The sequence below is a fragment of the Streptomyces sp. PU-14G genome, from assembly GCF_041028275.1.
Classification (GTDB): Bacteria; Actinomycetota; Actinomycetes; order Streptomycetales; family Streptomycetaceae; genus Streptomyces.
Genome location: NZ_JASKYT010000022.1, coordinates 1 through 20,152 on the forward strand (window position 1 = coordinate 1; position 20,152 = coordinate 20,152).

Sequence of the window (20,152 nt, forward strand, 5' to 3'; positions counted from 1 at the left end):
CCCACATCCACACCCCCAGGCGCCACCACCTCCAACACACCACCACCCACACCCCAAACCAACCGAGACCGCAACACATCATGACGATCCACCACAGCCGACACCGTCGCCACAAGACCCTCACGATCAATACCCACAGGCAACTCGAACGCCATCCACTGCGCGAAACGGTCGGAGTTTCCGCCCAGTTCAGCCAGATAGCTCGCTGCGGGAAGGAACGGCACGGTGCCCACGCCGCCACCCTCGAGTTCGGTGAGCACTTTCCTCTCGGCCGCCACACCGGCCTGCGCCACGGCCTCGGCCAGCTCCGCCACCGTGCGGTGCTCGAAAACCTGCCGTGCGGTGACCTCCACGTCCCGCGCGCGTGCCCGGGAGACGACCTGGATGGAGCGGATGCTGTCACCGCCAACAGCGAAGAAGTCGTCATCGATGCCGACCCGTTTCAGGCCCAGCACCTCGGCGAAGACCTCTACCAGCGCCTCTTCCAGCTGGTTGCGGGGGGCCCGGAACTCACCGCCGGCGAAGGCGGGCTCTGGGAGTGCTTTCCGGTCGACCTTCCCGGCGGAGTTGAGCGGCAGCTCGTCCAACACGACGAACGCGGCCGGGACCATGTACTCCGGCAGTCGCCCGGCCAGCCAGCCCCGCAGCTCGGTTTCGGACACCCCAGTGGTGTCGCCGTGAGCCGTGCTCTCGGCGTCGTCCGTCGCCGCCACGAGGTAGGCGATGAGCTGCTTTCCGGTCTCCATGGTCCCCGTGCCCCGGCTGTCGCGGGCAATGACACAGGCCTGCGCGACACCGGGATGGGCCAACAACGCCGCCTCAATCTCACCCGGCTCGATACGGAAACCCCGCACCTTCACCTGGAAATCAACACGACCAATATAATCCAACGCCCCATCCGCACGCCAAGCAACCACATCACCACTGCGATACATCCGCGACCCCGCCGGACCAAAAGGATCCGCCACAAAACGCTCAGCCGTCAGCCCACAACGCCCCACATACCCCCGCGCCAACTGCACACCCGCCAAATACAACTCACCCGGAACACCCGGAGCCACCGGACGCAACGCAGAATCCAGCACATACAACCGCGTGTTCCACACCGGAAACCCAATCGGCACACCCGAAACACCCGACTCCCGCCGATGCCGCCAATACGACACCTCAACAGCCGCCTCCGTCGGCCCATACAAATTATGCAACTCAACCCCAGGCAACACCTCCAAAAACTGATTCGCCACCTCCACCGGCAAACCCTCACCCGCAGCCTCCACCCGACGCAACGAAGTACACCGCCCCGCAGCCGGCTCAGCCAAAAAAGCAGCCAACATCGAAGGAGCAAAATCAACCTCAGTAACCCCCTCCTCCTGAATCAACTCCGCCAAATACGCCGGATCACGATGCCCATCCGGACGCGCAATCACCAACGTCGAACCCACCAACAACGGCCAGAAAATCTCCGGCACCGACACATCAAAACCCACCGACGTCTTCAACACCATCCGATGCGAAACATCAAGACCAAACTCCCCATGACCCCACTCCAACCGATTCATAATCGAACGATGCGACACCACCACACCCTTCGGACCACCCGTCGAACCCGACGTATAAATCACATACGCCGCCTGATCAGGCAACACCTCAACACCCACATCACCCGCCGCATACCCCGACGTATCCGGCAACCCCTCCAACACCAACACCGGACCCGCATCAGCCAACACATACTCCACCCGCTCCGCCGGCTGATCCACCTCAATCGGCACATAAGCCGCCCCCGACTTCAACACCCCCAACAACGCCACCACCAAATCAAACGACCGCGGCATACGAACCGCCACAAACGACTCCGCACCCACACCCCGCTCAACCAACCAACGCGCCAACCGATTCGCCCGCGCATTCAACTCCCCATACGAAAGCGACTCCCCCTCAAACACCAACGCCACACCCTCAGGCGACCGCCCCACCTGCTCCTCAAACCCACCCGCCAACGTCCCCTCCCGCAACACCCGACACTCCCCAGCACCCCATCCCAACACCCCACGAAACTCATCCGCCGTAAGGACACGCAGTGCGCTGAGGGGCCGGCCGGGGGCGGTGACGAGTTGACGCAGGACGCGCACGAACCGTGTGGCGATGGCCTGCGCGGAGCCGCGGTCGAACAGGTCGGTGGCGTACTCGACCGTGCCGCGCACACCACGGCCGCCGCCTGGCATGGAGGTCTCCGACATGTGGAAGGAGAGGTCGAACTTGGCCGTGTCGGTGCCCACCTGTTCCAGTGACACCGCCAACCCGGGCAGCGCGAAGGAGGGCCATTCCTTCTGCCAGGCGAACATGACCTGGAAGAGGGGGTGGTAGGAGGTGGAACGGTGGGGGTTGAGCAACTCCACCAGCCGCTCGAACGGTGCGTCCTGGTTGTCGTAGGCAGCCAGTGCCTTGTCCCTGACACGGTCCAGTACCTGGTCGAAGGTGGGGTTGCCGGACAGGTCGACACGCAGCACCCAGGTGTTGAGGAAGAAGCCCACCATGTCGGCGAGTGCCTCGTCCGTGCGGCCCGCGATGGGCGAGCCCATGGTGATGTCCTCGCCGCTGCCGAGCTGCCCGAGCAGGACGGCGAGCCCCGCCTGGAGGACCATCGGCACGGTCGCGGACCGCGCGCGAGCCACCTCCTCGACGGCTGCGAGGAGTTCCGCGTCGAGAGTGAAGGGCACCGAGTCGCCCCGGTAGCTGGCGGCCAGGGGGCGGGGGCGGTCGGCGGGCAGTGGCAGGGGCTGCGGCACGTCGGCCAGCTCGTCCCGCCAGTAGGCGAACTGCCGCGCGAGCAGACTTTCCGGATCCTCCTCGTCACCGAGCAGCTCCTGCTGCCACAACGTGTAATCCACGTACCGGACGGGGAGTTCGGGCCAGTCAGGTGCCGTGCCCGCGCCCTCGCGGTGTGCGGCGTAGGCGGCGGAGATGTCGCGCGCGAGCGGCGCCGCGGACTCGCCGTCCCCGGCCGTGTGGTGGAGAACGAGGACGAGAACGTGCTCGTCGGGGGCGCTGCGGAAGACCCGGGCACGGAAAGGGATCTCCGCGGCGAGGTCGAAGACCTGGGCGGCGGCGTGCGCGACGGCGTCCTTGCGCGCTTCGGGCTCCACCTCGACCACCGGCACGTCGAAGTCCGCCTCGTCGAGGGGGACGACCCGCTGGAACGGAATTCCGTCGGCGTCCTCGGTGATGAGCGTACGCAGGCTCTCGTGCCGTTCCACGACGTCGCGCACGGCGGCGCGCAGCGCGGCGGTGTCCAGGTCTCCGCTCAGGCGCAGGACCAGGGGGATGTTGTACGTCGCGGACGGGCCCTCGAAGCGGTGAATGAACCAGAGCCGGCGCTGGGCATACGACAGGGGGATCACGGCGGTCTACTCCTAGGTCATCCGGCGCAGGCGGGGACGGGGACGGGCGGGAGCCGCCGTGTCCTGCAGGCTGCGAGAGAGTTCGGCGATGGTCGGGTTCTGGAAGACGGCGCGGATGGGCAGCTCCGTACCGAGGCCCGCGCGGATGAGGCTGATGAGCCGCGTGGCGCGCAGGGAGTGGCCGCCGAGGTCGAAGAAGTTGTCGTCGATTCCGACCTTGTCCAGGTCGAGAACCTGTGCGAACAGCACCGCGAGCTTCTCCTCCTGCGGGGTGCGCGGGGCACGGTAGCTCTCGCCGGCGAACTCGGGCTCGGGAAGCGCCTTGGCGTCCAGCTTGCCGTTCGGCGCGAGCGGCAGCCGGTCGAGCGTGACAAAGGCCGAGGGCACCATGAACTCCGGCACCCGCTCCGCGGTCCAGGCACGCAGCACCCCGGCTTTGGGGGCACTCGAACCGGCCGGCACGACGTAGGCGACGAGCTGCTTGCCCCCGCTGGGCACGTCGCGGGCCGTGACGGCCGCGTGGGCGACCTCCGGGTGCGCGCTCACCGCGGCCTCGGCCTCGCCCGGCTCCACCCGGAATCCGCGGATCTTGACCTGGGTGTCGGCGCGGCCGACGTACTCCAGTTCGCCGTCGGCCCGCCAGCGGGCGAGGTCACCTGTCCGGTACATGAGGGCCCCGGGCGGGCCGTAGGGGTTGGCGACGAACCGCTCGGCCGTCATGGCCGGACGACGGTGGTAGCCGCGGCCGATGCCCCCACCCGACACGTACAGCTCCCCGGCGACCTCCGGCGGGACGGGGAGGAGCCCGGGCCCCAGCACGTAGGTCCGCACGGTGTCCAGCGGCGTACCGATCGGGGCAGCGGTGTCCTGCGGCGCCTCATCGCCCTCGCCCAGCACCCAGGTGGTGGCGTAGAAGGACTCGCTCTGCCCGTACCCGTTGACGATCCGCGCATCGGGGAAGGTCTCGCGCAGGCGCCGCACGAGCGGGCCGGGCAGGGCCTCGCCGGCGAACACGAGGCTGAGCGGGCTCATCCGCTGAGCCACCTGGTCGAGGAGCTCGGCAAACGCGGAGGGCACCGTCGAGAGGACGTCGACATCCCAGCGGTCCCGCTCGGCCAGCGCCAGCACGTCCCGGACGAGTTCGACGCTGCCGCCGGTCGTCCACGTCGTGAACAGTTCGAACACGGACACGTCGAAGTTCACCGACGTCCCCGCCAGCATTCGCCACGGGGCCGTCACACCCACCGCTTCCACCAGGCCCGCAAGGCAGCTCACCACGTTGCCCTGGGTGATCCCCACGCCCTTCGGCTCCCCGGTCGACCCCGACGTGTACATCACGTACGCCAGATCGTCACAGGTCAGCGGGCGGACTCGCTCATCCTGGCCGAGGTCGTGGTCCGGCCCCTCCAGCAGCACTCCGTCGTCCACCCAGAGGCGTTCGGCAGCCGCGTCCGGCAGCACAACGGCACCCGCGGCATCCGTCACGATGAGGCGCGGGGCGGCGTCCCGCAGGATGCGCTCCAGGCGGGCACTCGGATAGGCCGGGTCGACCGGAACGTATGCCGCGCCCGCCTTCAGCACCCCCAGCAGGGCGACCGGCAGATCCACCGAACGCGACACCGCCAGCGCGACCACGTCACCCGGCCCGGCCCCGCGTGCCGCCACGGCACGCGCCACCCGGTTCGCCCGCCCGTTCACCTCGGCGAACGAGAGCGACTTCCCTTCGCACACCAGTGCCACCGCGCCCGGTGACCGTGCCGCCTGCCGCTCGAAGAGACCGACCAGCGTCTGCGGGTGATCGGGGCGAGCGGCGCCGCCCAGCGCGTGGCGCTCCGTCAGCCACTGCCGCTCCTCTTCCGCCAGCAACCGAATCGTGCCCACCCGCGCCTGCGGGTCGGCCGCCAGCGCCGACAGCACCCGCACGAGGCGGGCCGCAAGCCGTTCGACGGCCGACGGGTCGAAGAGGTGCTCCTGATACTGGAAGGTGACCCGCAGGTGCGGGTCGGCTGTCGCGAGCAGGGTGAGCGGATAGTGGGTGGTCGTCAGCGGACGGATCCCGCTGACCGAGATGCCTGCCTCGGAGTGCGCGTCTCTGAGTCCCGCCCGGTCGATGGGGTAGGACTCGAAGACGACGAGTGTGTCGAAGAGGCTGCTCAGCCCGGTGCTCTGCTGGATCTCGGCAAGGCCGGGATAGTGGTGGTCCAACAGCGCGGCCTGGTGCTCCTGGGTACGCCGGAGCACGTCGGCGAGTGTGTCGCCGGGACGGCAGCGGACGCGTACGGGCAGCGTGTTGATGAACAGGCCGACCATGGAGTCGACGTCGCTAAGCTCCGGAGGCCGTCCGGAGACGGTCGCACCGAGCACCACGTCCTGGCGTCCGGTCAGCTGTCCGAGTAGCACCGCCCACGCGCCCTGCACCAACGTGTTCATCGTCACGCCCAGCTCCGCGGCGCGCCGGGTCAGCACGCGGGCGTCCTCGACGGGCAGCGGCACATCAGCCTGGCCGATCCCCGTGGCGTCGTGCTCACTGACCGCACCGGCAGGCGCGAGCAGCGTGGGCTCGTCGATGCCCTCCAGCTCGGCGGCCCAGGCCCTGGCGGTCGCCTCGCGGTCCTGGCGGGAGAGCCAAGCGAGGAAGTCGCGGTAGCCACGCACCCGGGGCAACTCCGAGGCATCCCCGCCCGCCGCGTACAAACGCAGCAGATCCCGAAAGAGGATAGGCAAAGACCACCCGTCGAACAGTGCGTGGTGCGCCGTCAACACCAGCTCGAAGCGCTCGGCCTCCAGCGCCACCAAAGTGAACCGCAGCATCGGCGGCCGCTCCGGATCGAAATGACGCCCATGATCCTCGGCGAGGAACCGCTCGAAGGTCTCCTCGCCCGCGGTCTCCTGCCGCATGTCGACGTACTCCCACGGAACCCCGACCCGGTCGAGCACGAGCTGGACCGGGTGGCCAGCCGCGTCCTCCACGAAGACCGTCCGCAGGCTGGCGTACCGGTCCAGGAGCGCCTGGGCGGCGACGTGCATCCGCTCGGGATCGACGCGTCCTGACAGGTGGAAAACCAGTTGCATCTGGTACGCGTCGAAGCCGGAATGCGAGCCTTCGGTGGCCAGGGAGTCGATCAGCCTGCTGTGGAAGAGCAGGCCCGCCTGCAGCGCGGACTGCGGCCACACGTCCAGCAGTCCGGGATACCGCCGCTCCCACGCCTCGATGTCGTCCTGCGCAACGTCCACCAGAGGCAGATCGGAGGGCGTGAGACCGCCCGCGTCCGGCCCCGCGGCATGCTGGGCCAGGCCCGTCAGTGCCTCCAACCACAGGTGCGCCAGCTCCGCCACCTCACCGCGCTGGAGCACGCCGGCCGGGAAGGAGAAGAGCGTGGTCAACTGCTCGCCGTCACCGCTGTCCGTGACGATCGAATTGACGTCGAGCGCCACCATCGCGGGCATGTCGGGGGACGGCACGGCGACGAGTTCGCCTGCTTCGGGGGCCTGGCCGAAACCGAGGCCGCGCAGGTGCTCGGGCATGTCGGAACCGGCGAAGCGGCCAAGGTAGTTGAAGCCGATCTGACCCGTCGAGCGGCCGGCCAGCACCGCGCCCGTCTCCGTGTTCAGGTACCGCAGCAGACCGAACCCGATCCCCTTGTTTGGTATTGCCCGCAGCTGCTCCTTGACCACCTTGACGGCAGCACCGGCGGCCGGGCCGCCCGCGAGAGCCTCCCTCACGTCCAGGCCCGAGATGTCCAGCCGGACCGGGTACATGCTCGTGAACCAGCCCACCGTCCGGGACAGATCGGCCCCCGGGACGACCTCCTCCTCTCGGCCGTGCCCCTCCAGCCGCACCAGCAGCGACGACTCACCCGTGCCCCGCCGCTCACGCCACCTGGCCACCGCCAAGGACAGCGCCGCCAGCAGCACGTCGTTCACGCTGCCGCGGAACGCCGCGGGAACAGCTCTCAGCAGCGCGCCCGAGACCCCCGCCGACGCCCGCACACGCACCGTGTCGACCGTGGACATCACGTCCACCGCCGGGTCCAGCGCCCGCGAGCCCACCACCGGATCCGGCCCCTCCAGTACCCGCTCCCACAGGGCCAGTTCAGCTGCGCGCTCCGGGCGCACGGCCTCGTCTGCGAGGGCGTGCGCCCACCGGCGCACCGACGTGGCCACCGGCGCCAGCTCCGGCGCCTCTCCCACCCGCACCCGCTGCCACGCGGCCGCCAGGTCCGGGCCCAGGATCCGCCAGGAGACGCCGTCCACCACCAGGTGGTGCGCCACCACGAGCAGCCGTCCGGTGCGCGCGGCGTCGCTCGGCTCGAACCACACGAGCTGCAACGTCACGCCCGACACCGGGCTCAGCCGCCCCGCCGCGGCTTGGGCGAGGGGCGGCACCCGCCGTGCCCAGAAGTCCGCGTCCCAGGGGCCGTCCTGCACCTCGCGGTGGATCAGCACGTCGGGGTCGACGCTGCCGGGAGCGCTCACGTCCAGGCGCCTGCCGCCCTCCCCGTCGTCCACCAAGCGGGACCGCAGGATGTCATGGTGGTCCAGTACAGCGCCGACGGTCGCCACGAGGCCCTCGCGGTCGATACCGGCGGGCAGTTCGAACGCCATCCACTGCGCGAACCGGTCGTACCCCGGGCCGAGTTCGCGCACATGGGTGGCGACCGGCAACTCCGGCATGGGGCCGCAGCCGCCGCCCTCCAGCTCGGCGAGCATGGTGCTTCCCGGGTCCCCGCCGGCCTGGGCCACCTCCGCCAGCTCCGCCACCGTACGGAACTCGAAGACCTGCCGCGGCGTGACCTCCACGCTCCTCGCCCGGGCCCGCGACACCACCTGGATGGAGCGGATGCTGTCGCCGCCGACGGCGAAGAAGTCGTCGTCGATGCCGACCCGCTCCACGCCGAGGATCTCGGCGAAGGCCGCCGCCAGGATCTCCTCGACCCGGTTGCGGGGGGCGCGGTACTCGCCGCCGGAGAACACCGGCTCCGGCAGCGCCGCGTAGTCCAGTTTGCCGTTCGCGGTCAGCGGCAGCCGCTCCAGGGCGACGAAGGCCGAGGGCACCATGTAGTCGGGCAGGCGGTCCCTCACGAAGCTCCGCAGCTCGGCCACGCCGGCGCCCGCGTTGAGGTCGATGTCGCCCATGCCCCCGGCGGCGGTGGCGCCGACGGGCACGACGTAGGCGACGAGCTGCTTGCCGCCCCCCGCGCCCGGTGCCTCTCTGGCGATCACGGACGCCTGGGCGATGCCGGGGTGAGCGACAACGGCGCCCTCGATCTCACCCGGCTCGATACGGAATCCACGGATCTTGACCTGGCGGTCGGCGCGGCCCATGTACTCCAGTTCGCCCTCGCCGTTCCAGCGGGCCAGGTCGCCAGTGCGGTACATGCGGGTACCCGAGGGGCCGAACGGATCGGCGACGAAGCGCCCGGCGGACAGCACGGGGAGACCGTGGTAGCCGCGCGCCACTCCGTCCCCGGCCACATACAGCTCGCCGACCACTCCGCGCGGCACGGGGGCGAGGCCCGCGCCGAGGACGTAGACGCGCCAGTTTCCCACGGGCGCTCCGATGGGGCTGGCACCCGGCTCGGTGGGTTGCCGCGTAAGCGTCAGGTGGGTGACGTGCACGGTGGTCTCGGTGATGCCGAACATGTTGACCAGCGCCGGGGCATCCGCCAGCTCCCCTGGGTACCACCCGCGCAGCCGGGATGGGTCGAGGGCCTCGCCGCCGAAGACCACCATGCGCAGCGCGGCCTCGGAACGGCTCGCGGGGTCGTGGGCCGCGGACAGCTCGTAGAACGCGGTGGGTGTCTGGTTCAGCACGGTGACGCCCTCGTCCACGAGGAGCCGCCACAGGGCCTCGGGCGAACGGACCACGTTCCACGGCACGACGACGACCCTTCCGCCGGTCGTCAGCGGGCCCCACAGCTCCCACACGGAGAAGTCGAACGCCTGTGAGTGGCACATCGACCAGACATCGTCAGCGCCGAAGCGGCACCAGTGGTCGGTGCCTGCCAGGAGGGAGACGACGTTGCGGTGCGGGACGGTGACGCCCTTGGGGGTGCCGGTCGACCCGGACGTGTAGATGACGTACGCGGGGTTCTCCGGCCCCAGCGGGCGCACGCGGTCCGCGTCGCAGGGGTTGTCCTCGTCGCCCGGCCTGTCCGCGCGGCCGCCGTCCGCGCCGTCGAGATACAGCCGGGGGACACCGGTCCCGGGCAGGCCCGCGCCGGTGGCCCGGTCGGTGACGACCACACCGGGCGAGCCGTCGGTCAGCACGAACTCCATGCGCCGGCTGGAGTGCTCAGGGTCCACCGGCAGGTACCCGGCTCCGGACTTCATCACTCCGAGAAGGGCCACCACGAGTTCGGCGGAGCGCGGCAGCGCCACGGCGACCAAGTCCTCCGGGCCGGCACCGCGCCGGATGAGCTCGTGCGCGAGCAGGTTGGCCCGCGTGTTGATCTCGCGGTAGGTGTGCGGCGTCCCCTCGAAGACGACGGCAACGGCGTCCGGGGTACGTGCGGCGTGCCGCTCGAAGAGTTCGGGGACCGTGGTGTGCGGAACGGGCGCCACGGTGTCGTTGAACTCGTACAGAAGTTCGTCCCGCTCCGCCGGATCAAGTACGTCGAGGGCGCCGACGCGGGCCTCCGGCCGGGCGGCGACGGCGCGGACGTAGGCGACGAAGCGCTCTGTCAGGCCGGCGACGTCGGTGGCCTCGTAGAGGGCAGCGGGGGCATCGAAGCGGATATACAGGTCGCTGTTCTCGCGCCCGTCCTGGTAGGTCGAGATCATCAGCTCGTCGAGGACACCGAAGGAGCCGCCGGCGAAGTGCGCCGGGCTGCCGCCGAAGTCCACGGCCTCCACGAACGGGATGACGTTGAGGATGACGCCGAAGGGGCTGCGTCCCGTGCCGGTCAGTCCGGTGCCGCTCTGGATCATGGAGACCTGGTGCGCGGCGTGCCGGAAGACCGTGCTCTTCTCGGCCGCGATGGCGTCCGCGACCTCCGTGAGCTGGTCCGCCAGGGAGATCCGCACCCGCAGCGGCAGGACGTTCGACATCAGGCCGGGGGTCGTCTTCTCGGCTCCGAACCGGTAGTTGACGGTCACGGAGAAGAGGAGATCCGCCAGATCGCAGGTGTGCCGGAAGAACACGGCGGCGGCGGAGGTCAGCAGGGTCGGCAGCGTCATTCCGGCCGCCTCCGCCGAGCGCTCCAGTCCGTCGGCCTCCGCCCTCGGCACCGCCACCGTGTGATTGACCATGCCGAGGGAGCGCGAAACGCGGCCCCAGTCCACGGGCCGGCCGGAGCCGCGCGGTCCGGCGGGGCCGTCCGTGCCGCCGGGGGGTGGGGCGTCGGCCGGTCCGGCGGGTTCGCAGGCGGCCCGTGCCGCGGGAAGCCGCACCGGGTCGGGTGCGTCGTGCAGGTAGCGCCGCCAGAATTCCGCGTCCTTGGCGAAGCGTGCGGATTCCCGGTAGCGGACGTCTTTGTCGTGGACCCGGGCCGGCGAGGAGATGGTCCATTCCGGGACCGGCGCACGCGTGAGCGACGATGTGTAGACCTGTCCTATACGGCGCGAAATGAGCGTGATGAGTCCGAAGGCGTCGGTGACGATGTGGTGGAAGATCAGGAACAGCACGGATCGTGAGGCACCGAGTTGGACGACGCCAGCGCGGAACAGAGCGTCCTCGCCCAGGTCGAAAGGGCGGCCGACCAGGTCGGACACCAGCTCGTGCGCGGCTTCGGCGGGGTCGGCGGCGGTGCTGACGTCGGCGAAGAACGGGCTCCACTCCCCCAGTCCGCCGCGCGCCGTCTGCCGGGCGTGGCCGTCCTCGTCCTCGTGGAAGTTGACGCGAACGCCGTCGAGTTCGCTGAACACCGTGCGGAATGCGGAATCCATGACGGCGGTGTCGAGACGGCCCTCGATTTCCCAGACCGCCGCGACATTGTTCGATGCACCCGGCGCGAGTTTCTGAGCCAGCCATATTCCCTGCTGCGCTGCCGAAAGGCTCAGAGAATCCACCAAAACCATCCCTCTCGCCGGAAGCTCGATATCGCGCAGACGGCAAGTCTGCCTCTCCGGACGCGGTGGTCGGAGAGTCGCGACAGACACCGGAAAGGACGACGAGGTGGCTACTCGAGCTATCCCGAGAGCATCCGGAAAGGGCGCGGCGAGGCGTCGTGCGAGCGCGCCCTGCCTACCGGATGCGCCCCACGACCCGGGCGGGCCTCACGACGCGCAGGGCCTCGATTTCGGGAGGGGCCGGTACGCCGCCCCGCCTCCGCGCGCCCGCCCACTATCGGGCAAGCCACGCGAGCGCGGTGACCGCCAACGTCTCCACACCGGTCGCCAGCGTGGGGTCGAGCACGGGGGCGAAGTACGGCGAGTGGTTGGTGGGGATGCTCTCGGCGACCCGTCCCCTGGCCTGCGCCTCCGCATAGGCGACGGGGTCGCTGCCGCGGACGAACCAGTACGCGGCGGGTATACGGCCGCCGTCGGTCAGCAGCCCGAAATCCTCGCTCGCCGGTATCAGCGCCGAGGGGACCACACGCTCCTTGCCGAAGTGTTCCGTGAACGCCGCGAGTACGGCGTCGGCGATGTGCTCGTCGTTGACCAGCGCGGGGAAACCGAACTGCAGCTCGATGTCCGGCTCAGGTGCCCCGGAGGCCGCCGCCTCGCCGCGGACGATCCGCTCGATCGCCGCAAGGGCCCGCTCGCGCACCGCGGGTTCGACGGAGCGCAGGGTCAAGCCGAGCTCGGCCTCGGCGGGAATGATGTTCGCCTTGGTGCCCGCGTGCATCGACCCGACGGTCAGCACCGCAGGGTCGGTCGCGGCGATCTCCCGGGACACCACGGTCTGCAGGCGCATCACGGTCGCGGCGGCGAGGACCACCGGGTCCACGGTGGCATCCGGCATCGAACCGTGGCCGCCCTTGCCGCGCAGCCGGACCCGGATGGCATCGCCGGCGGCCATGGTGACCCCTCGGCGGTAGCCGATCCGGCCGGCCGGCCCCGGGCCCACGTGCTGACCGAAGGCGACCGCCGGGGTGCCGAACCGTTCGTACAGGCCGTCGTCGAGCATCGCCCGCGCGCCCCGGCCGGTCTCCTCCGCGGGCTGGAAGACGAGCAACAGCCGGCCCGACCATTCGGTGTACCGGCGGGCCAACAGGGTCGCGGCGCCGATCAGCCATGTGGTGTGCAGGTCGTGACCGCAGGCGTGGGCGGTCCCGTCGTGCACCGACGCATACGGCAGGCCGGTCCTCTCCGTGACCGGAAGCGCGTCGAGGTCGGCGCGCAGCAGCACCGTCGGCCCCTCGCCCCGGTCCAGGACGCCGACCACGCCGGTGCCGCCGACCCCCTCTACCGTCTCGCAGCCGAGCGCGCGCAGGCGGTCGGCGACCCGGGCGGCCGTGCGGTGCTCCTCGAAGGCCAACTCCGGGTGTCGGTGCAGGTCCTGGTACAGCTCGGTCAGATCAGACAGCAGTTCGGGGGGCGCGGAGATCATCGGACACCTTCCGTCGGGCCGGCGGGGCGCGGTCGATGGTAGTGCGGTCGCCCGCTTGCGCGGCGGCTGCGCGGCCTGGTCAACTCACCTGCCGCGACACCGGTTTCCGTGCGCCACTTGTCTGAGTGAGCGTTCACTCGTTAGTGTGCCCGGGTGACTTCCGATCCAACTGAGGGAGGTCGGCGACGGCGCCGTGCACCCACCCTCGAACCCGACGAGCGACGGGCCGCCATCATCGCCGCCACGCTCCCGCTCCTGCTGGAGCACGGCGTCTCGGTGACCACGCAGCAGATCGCCCGGGCCGCGGGGATCGCCGAGGGCACGGTCTTCAGCGTGTTCCCCGACAAGCACTCGGTCATCCACGCCACCGTGCTGAGCAGCTTCGAGCCCACGCCCATCGTGGCAGCGATCGGCGCCGTCGACCCTGGCCTCGAGCTGCGCGACCGGCTGGCCGCGGTGATCGACGTCATCGCCGGCCAACTCGTCGACACCGAACCACTCGTGGCCGCGCTGCGCAGCCAGAACACGCCGCCTCAGGTCAAAGAACCGTTCCTGGCCGAGGTGGCGCGCTACCGGCAACGGCTTGTCGCGGCTGTCGCCGAGGTGGTCGAGCCCGATCGCCGACTGCTGCGCCACCCGCCGGAAAGGGTCGCCCAACTGGTGGTGGCGATGGTGTTCGCCACCACTCGGGGCACGTTCGGCCTCGGCGAGGCACTCGATACCGGGGAGATCTCCACGCTGCTGCTGGACGGTCTGCTCACCTTTGGCCACGCCGCGAGCCGGGCCGACACGCCAGCCGATCCGGCCGGGAGAGGGAGGCGCTGATGTTGCTGCGCCTGTTGCGCCGGTACTTACGGCCCTACCGGACCCCCCTCATCCTCGTCGTCCTCCTGCAGGCCGTGCAGGCCATCGCCGCCCTCGAGCTGCCGAATCTCAACGTCGACCTCATCGACAACGGTGTGCTCACCGGCGACACCGGGCACATCCTGCGGCTGGGCGGGGTGATGGCGGGCGTCGCACTGGTCCAGATCTGCTGTTCGTTCACGGCGATCTACCTCAGCTCCCGGGTCGGTACCTCGCTCGGTCACGACCTGCGGTCGGCGGTCTTCGACCGGGTACTGACCTTCTCCACGCGAGAGGTCAACCGGATCGGCACGGCGTCGCTGTTCAACCGCACCACCAACGATGTCCAGCAGGTCCAGCTCCTGACGCTGCTGACCGGCGCCCTGCTGGTGCCCGCGCCCATCGTGTGCGTCGGCGGCGTCATCATGGTGCTGCTCTTGGACGTGCCGCTGTCCGGACTCTTCGCGGTCATCATCCCCGTGCTCGTCGTCATCGTGGGCGTCCTGCTCCGCCGGATGCTTCCGCTGCACCGGTCGGCCCAGACACGGCTCGACCGCGCCAACGGGATTCTGCGAGAGCAGATCACCGGTATCCGGGTCGTCCGCGCGTTCGTCCGCGACGACCGCGAACGCCACAGGTTCACCGCGGCGAACGAGGAACTGACCGAGGTATCGCTGCGGGTCAGCCGGCTCATGGCCGTCATGTTCCCCATCCTCATGCTGGTCATCTACGTGTCCAGCGTCGCCGTCCTGTGGTTCGGCGGACACCGGATCGCCACCGGGCCGATGCCGGTCGGCGCACTGCCCGCGTATTTGTCGTACCTGATGCAAATCCTCATGTCGATTCTGGCCGCCAACTTCATGTTCACGATGCTTCCGCGAGCCGAGGTGAGTGCCAAGCGCATCCAGCAGGTGCTGGACACACAGCCGACGCTGCGGGCACCGGAAAACGGCCGGACGGCGCTGCCCCGTCCCGGCGAAGTCGCGCTGTCCGGCGCGGAGTTCCGCTACCCCGGCGCCGAGTCGGCCGTACTGCAAGGCATCGATCTCGTGGCACGCCCTGGCACGACCACGGCGGTCGTCGGCGGCACCGGCAGCGGCAAGACGACGCTGCTCAACCTGGTGGCGCGGCTGATCGAGGCGAGCGAGGGCACAGTCCGAGTCGGCGGGGTCGACGTAACGGAACTGGAGCCCGCCGTGCTCTCGGCGCAGGTGGGATACGTACCCCAGCGGCCGTTCCTGTTCTCCGGCACCATTGCCGGCAACCTCCGCCACGGCAAACGCGACGGCACCGAGGCCGAGATGTGGCGCGCGCTGGAGATCGCGCAGGCCCGGAACTTCGTCGAACGTCTCCCTGAAGGTCTCGGGGCCACGGTCGCCCAGGGCGGCTCGAACCTGTCCGGTGGGCAGCGCCAGCGCCTGGCCATAGCCCGGGCCCTCATTCGTCGGCCCTCGATCTATCTGTTCGACGACTCGTTCTCCGCGCTGGACTACGCCACCGAGGCAGCGCTGCGGGCTGCTCTCGCGGACGAGACGGCCAAGGCCACCGTGCTCGTCGTCGCGCAGCGGGTCAGCACCATCCGGGACGCGGACCGCATCATCGTGCTGGACCAAGGGCGCGTCGTCGGGGCCGGTACACACTCCGAACTGCTCGCGCACAACACCACGTACCGGGAAATCGCCCGGTCCCAACTCGACGAGCAAGAGGTCCTGTGACATGACGCCGCCCTCCACCAGCAAGCGCGCGCCTCTGGCGGGCGCAGTCGGCGCCGGGCGGGCGCTGGGCGGCAGGATGCCCCCGCCCGCGGTGCTGGACCTGCGCGGTTCGCTCCGCCGCCTGGCACGCACCCTGCGTCCTGACGGTCGGCTGATCGCCGCGACCGTCGGTTGCTGCCTGCTCAGTGTCGGCCTGGCGGTGCTGGGGCCGCGCATGCTCGGCAAGGCCACCGATGTCATCGTCACCGGGCACATCGGCGCCCAGTTACGGCCGGGCACCAGCAAGACCGATGCCGTCGCCCACCTGCGCGCGACCGGGCACGACCGGCTCGCGGACGTCGTGAGCGCGCTGCCCGTGGTGCCCGGTCACGGCACCGACTTCACCCGCCTGGGCCAGGTCCTGCTGGTCACTCTGCTGCTGTACGTCGTCTCCGGGGTGTTCGGCATCTCGCAGGCCAGGCTCACCGCCCGGGTGGTGCAGCGGATCGGCTTCCGGCTCCGGGAGGAGGTCGAGGCGAAGCTCTCACGGCTGCCGCTGAGCTACTTCGACCAGCAGGCGCGCGGTGACGTGCTCAGCCGCGCGACCAACGACATGGACAACCTCACCCAGACTTTGCAGCAGACCTTGAGCCAGCTCATGACGGCGATCCTCACCTTCCTCGGCGTGGTCGCGGTGATGTTCTGGGTGTCGTGGCAACTGGCGCTCGTCGCGCTGACCACCGTCCCGCTGTGCTTGCTGGGCACCGCCCGCATCGGACGCCGGGCACAGCCCCACTTCGTTCGGCAGTGGGCCACCACAGGCCAACTCAACGGGCACATCGAGGAGACGTACGCAGGCCACTCGGTGGTGCGGGTCTTCGGGCTGCGGGAGGAGATGCGGCAGACGTTCGACGCCCACAACCGCGAGCTGCGCCAGGTCAGCTTCCGGGCGCAGTTCACCTCCGGGGTCATCCAGCCCACCATGCTCTTCCTCGCCAACATGAACTTCGTCCTTGTCGCGGTGTGCGGCGGGATGTTCGCCACCGCAGGGGTGGTCACGCTCGGCAGTGTGCAGGCATTCATCCAGTACTCGCGCCAGATGAGCCAGCCGATCACTCAGATGGCGACGATGGGCAATCTCCTGCAGTCCGGCATCGCCTCGGCGGAGCGGATCTTCCAGCTGCTCGACACGGACGAGCAGCCGGCTGATCCGCCACCACAGGTCCGGCCGTCCGCGGTGCGGGGCAGGGTCGTCTTCGAGGACGTGTCCTTCCGGTACGCGCCGGACGAACCGCTGATCGAGGACCTCTCCTTCACCGCCGAGCCCGGCCGGACAGTCGCGATCGTCGGCCCCACGGGCGCTGGGAAGACGACTCTGGTCAACCTCCTGATGCGTTTCTACGACATCACAGCCGGGCGGATCAGCATCGACGGCGTGGACATCGCGGCGACTCCGCGCGAGGAGATGCGGCGGCACATCGGCATGGTGCTGCAGGAAACCTGGCTCTTCAGGGGGACCGTGGCCGACAACATCGGGTACGGAGCGGACCACCCGACAGCCGAACAGATCGAGGAGGCCGCCCGCGCGGCGCACGTCGACCACTTCGTGCGCGCCATGCCCGAGGGCTATCGGACGATGGTGGACGAGGAGGGCACCAACCTCAGCGTCGGCGAGCGCCAACTCCTCACCATCGCCCGCGCTTTCCTCGTGCAGCCGAGAATCCTCATCCTGGACGAGGCGACCAGTTCGGTGGACACCCGTACCGAGCTCCTCATCCAGCGCGCGATGAACACACTGCGCACCGGACGGACCAGCTTCGTCATCGCCCACCGGCTGTCCACGATCCGCGACGCCGATCTGATTCTCGTCATGGAGGCAGGGCGCATCGTCGAGCAGGGCACCCACGACGAGCTGTGTGCGTCCGACGGTGCCTACGCGCGGCTCCACGCCGCGCAGTTCGCCGCGGCGGCCCACTTCCGCCACTGACAGCCGGCCGGGTCCGCGCCGGGGCGCGGCATCCGGTTCCGGCGCGGGACCGTGACGTTCAGTGCCCCGCCGTGGCCGCGACGTGGATGACCTGGCCCGACACGTGCGCCGCCGCGTCTCCGGCCAGGAAGCCCACGATGGCCGCGAGTTCGGCGGACATTTCCGCCCGCCCGCCCGGCGAGGGCGGACCCGGCACCGGTGGGAGGATCTCCGCAGCGGCCTGCGCACCTATGCCCGGCCCCGCGACGACGAGGTTGGCCGTAATGCCGAACGGGTCGGCCTCCAGCGCCAGTGTCCGGGTGAACCCTTCCAGCCCGGTGCGGACTGCGGCGTTCTCCGACCGCCCCGGACGGCCGAGCACATCGGCCACGGTGACGATGCGTCCACGCCCCTGTCTGATCATCGGGTCGAGTACCGCGCGGCTGATCAGGAACGCCTCCCGCAGCAGCCCGCCCACGTACTCGTCCCAGTCCTGAACCTCGCACAGCGGGTCGCTCAGCGTGGCTTCGACGACGTGCAGCAGCACCGCGGGCGGGCCGAGGTGCTGGTCGACATGGTCCACCGCCTGCTGCACGGAGCCGGCCTCGCGCATGCGTACCGTGACGGTCTGCGCCCGCCGTCCCGACCTGCGCGCGCGTTCCACGGCCGCAGTGCCTGCCTGCGGCGACGGGCCCAGCACTGCGAGGTCGAATCCCTCGTCGGCCAGCCGTCCCGCGAACGCGTCGCCGGCTGTCCCGGCTGTCCCGGAAAGGATGGCGACTCCGGTCACGTCCGTTCCCCCTTCCACGGCACGAGAACCCTTTCGGTGCCGGGAGCTTACCGGTCGTGCACACGGCGGGAAGTCCATCGCCGCGGACAGGCCGTCTCAGTTGAGAACAGCCCCGTGCGCCGTGCGCCGCCCCGTGTTCAGCCGCTCTGGACCCGGTTGGCGGACCCTGCCTAGACTCGGCGCCGTCCATCGATGTCCTGGGGCGGCGCGGTTCCGCCTCGGCCGCTCATCCGACAGTCTCTGGCTTCCCTCCACCGCGGAATTCCGGCTCGAGCGCCGCTGCCCAGCCGGAAGCGCGCTCCGCGACGGACCCGTCCCACGGCCTCCCCCGCCACGCCCCGCGACCGCGCGGCGCGCCCAGCGCTGCGGCTGTACACCGAATGGGAGCGCGTTATGCCCGGCAACGACCACTACGTCCGGCAGATCATGGAGTCGTTGTATGCCGACGAGCACCGAGTCCGCCTCGTACACAACGACGTTCCGACGCGCGCCGGCGAGCTGGCCGACGCGGTCCGCTCGGCCGCCGCCGGGCTACGGGCGCACGGCGTCGGAGTCGGCGACGTGGTCGCGGTGATGACCGTCAACAACACCCCGGCCACGCTGATCCTGCGGTATGCCGCCGGCCTCGTCGGCGCCGTCGCGGTGCATGTCGGCACGGTGAACGCGGTCAACCCCGGCGATGTACTGCGGATCAGGGAGCAGCTCGACATCGTGGAGAGCACCGGGGCGACGGTGTTCGCGATCGACGCGGACAACGCGGCGCGGGCCCACGAGTTGCGAGCCCTGTCCGACCGGCCTGTGCTCCTGGCCGGACTGGGCGACCTCGGTGAGGGTGTCGTGGACCTGAGCGTGCTCCCACCCGGCTCCTTCGACTTGGCCGACGCCGAACAGGGCGAGCTCGCCATCGTCACATTCACCAGCGGATCCACCGGGCGGCCCAAGGGCGTCTGCTGGTCGTGCGAGGTGAAGAACGCCATCATCGCGCGGATGGCCGCCCAGGCGCTCCGGCAGACTCTGCTCGTCACCGCGCCGTTGACGCATACGGCCGCCTTCACCTCCGACAACGTGCTGGTGGCCGGCGGCACGGTCGTGTTGCACGACGGGTTCGACGCGGCGGCCGTGCTGCGCGCCGCCGGCCGGTACCGGATCACCCGGATGATGCTCTCCGCGCCACAGCTCTACGCCCTCAAGGACCACCCGGACGTCGACTCCGCGGATCTGTCCAGCCTGCGGGACCTCTCGTACACGGGCAGCCCGGCCTCCGCCGAACGGCTTGCCGAGGTCGTGAAGGTCTTCGGCCCGGTGCTCAGCCAGATCTACGGCAACAGCGAGGTCGGCCTGATGTGCCGGCTGACCGGTGACGAACACACGCGACCCGAGTTGCTGGGCACCGTGGGACGACCGGTCGAGCCGGTGCGGGTGAGCATCCGGGACCCGCGTGACGAGCGCGAGTTGCCGACCGGTGAGACCGGCGAAGTGTGCGTCCACACGCCGCTTTCGATGGCCGGGTACTGGGGCGATCCGGAGCTGACCGCGCGGACCCTTCGCGACGGCTGGCTGCACACCGGGGACATCGGTCACCTCGACGAGCGCGGCTACCTGCACCTTCGCGGCCGGCTCGCGGACGTCATCAAGACCAACGGCATCAAGGTGTACCCGACGGCTGTGGAGCACGCGTTGTCTGCGCACCCCGCGGTGGCGCAGGCGGCGGTGTTCGGTTGCGCCGACGCCGACCGGGTGGAGCGCGTCCATGCCGCGGTGGTCGCGCGCGACGGCCACCGTGTCTCCGCCGACGACCTGCACGACCACGTCGCCACCGCACTGTCGCCGAACCACGCCCCCGCTGTGGTGACGTTCCACGCGGAGCTGCCGATGCTCGGTTTCGGCAAACCCGATCGGTTGCGGCTGCGCGCAGAGGCTGAGGACGCCGCGCAGCCGGCGGTCCACAACAGAATGGAGAGCTGA

Annotated in this window: 8 protein-coding genes; 4 read left to right on the forward strand and 4 right to left on the reverse strand. The window is 70.1% G+C overall.

The window, feature by feature from the left end; all coding sequences use genetic code 11:
* The 3 genes from AB8Z75_RS04685 to AB8Z75_RS04695 all read right to left on the reverse strand — a co-directional run.
* Positions 1-3,401 (reverse strand): amino acid adenylation domain-containing protein (locus tag AB8Z75_RS04685; RefSeq protein WP_369200066.1); only part of this gene is annotated, 3,401 nt, incomplete at its 3' end.
* Positions 3,402-3,413: 12 nt separating this feature from the next.
* Positions 3,414-11,420 (reverse strand): amino acid adenylation domain-containing protein, encoded by an 8,007-nt coding sequence (locus AB8Z75_RS04690; protein WP_369200067.1) that lies wholly within the window; start codon positions 11,418-11,420, stop codon positions 3,414-3,416.
* Between the two features lie 265 nt (positions 11,421-11,685).
* Complete coding sequence (locus tag AB8Z75_RS04695; protein ID WP_369200068.1) at positions 11,686-12,894, reverse strand: amidohydrolase; 1,209 nt, start codon at positions 12,892-12,894, stop codon at positions 11,686-11,688.
* A gap of 153 nt (positions 12,895-13,047) precedes the next feature.
* Between AB8Z75_RS04695 and AB8Z75_RS04700 the strand changes: the two genes are divergently transcribed.
* Genes AB8Z75_RS04700 through AB8Z75_RS04710 form a run of 3 tightly spaced genes read left to right on the forward strand, consistent with a single transcriptional unit; the run spans position 13,048 to position 17,418 of the window.
* The gene (locus tag AB8Z75_RS04700; RefSeq protein ID WP_369200069.1) at positions 13,048-13,719 is read left to right on the forward strand and encodes a TetR/AcrR family transcriptional regulator; all 672 of its coding nucleotides are present in this window, start codon (positions 13,048-13,050) and stop codon (positions 13,717-13,719) included.
* Positions 13,719-15,452, forward strand: a complete 1,734-nt coding sequence (locus AB8Z75_RS04705) for an ABC transporter ATP-binding protein (RefSeq protein WP_369200070.1) — start codon at positions 13,719-13,721, stop codon at positions 15,450-15,452. Before AB8Z75_RS04700 ends, AB8Z75_RS04705 begins: the two co-directional genes overlap by 1 nt.
* Position 15,453: 1 nt before the next feature.
* A complete protein-coding gene (locus AB8Z75_RS04710; RefSeq protein ID WP_369200071.1) occupies positions 15,454-17,418 on the forward strand; it encodes an ABC transporter ATP-binding protein in 1,965 nt (654 codons plus the stop codon).
* A 58-nt stretch (positions 17,419-17,476) separates the two neighbouring features.
* Here the strand turns inward: AB8Z75_RS04710 and AB8Z75_RS04715 are convergent, their stop codons facing one another.
* The gene (locus AB8Z75_RS04715; protein WP_369200072.1) at positions 17,477-18,187 is read right to left on the reverse strand and encodes an SDR family NAD(P)-dependent oxidoreductase; all 711 of its coding nucleotides are present in this window, start codon (positions 18,185-18,187) and stop codon (positions 17,477-17,479) included.
* A 393-nt stretch (positions 18,188-18,580) separates the two neighbouring features.
* Here AB8Z75_RS04715 and AB8Z75_RS04720 point away from each other — a divergent pair, with 393 nt between their 5' ends.
* The gene (locus AB8Z75_RS04720) at positions 18,581-20,152 is read left to right on the forward strand and encodes a class I adenylate-forming enzyme family protein (RefSeq protein WP_369200073.1); all 1,572 of its coding nucleotides are present in this window, start codon (positions 18,581-18,583) and stop codon (positions 20,150-20,152) included.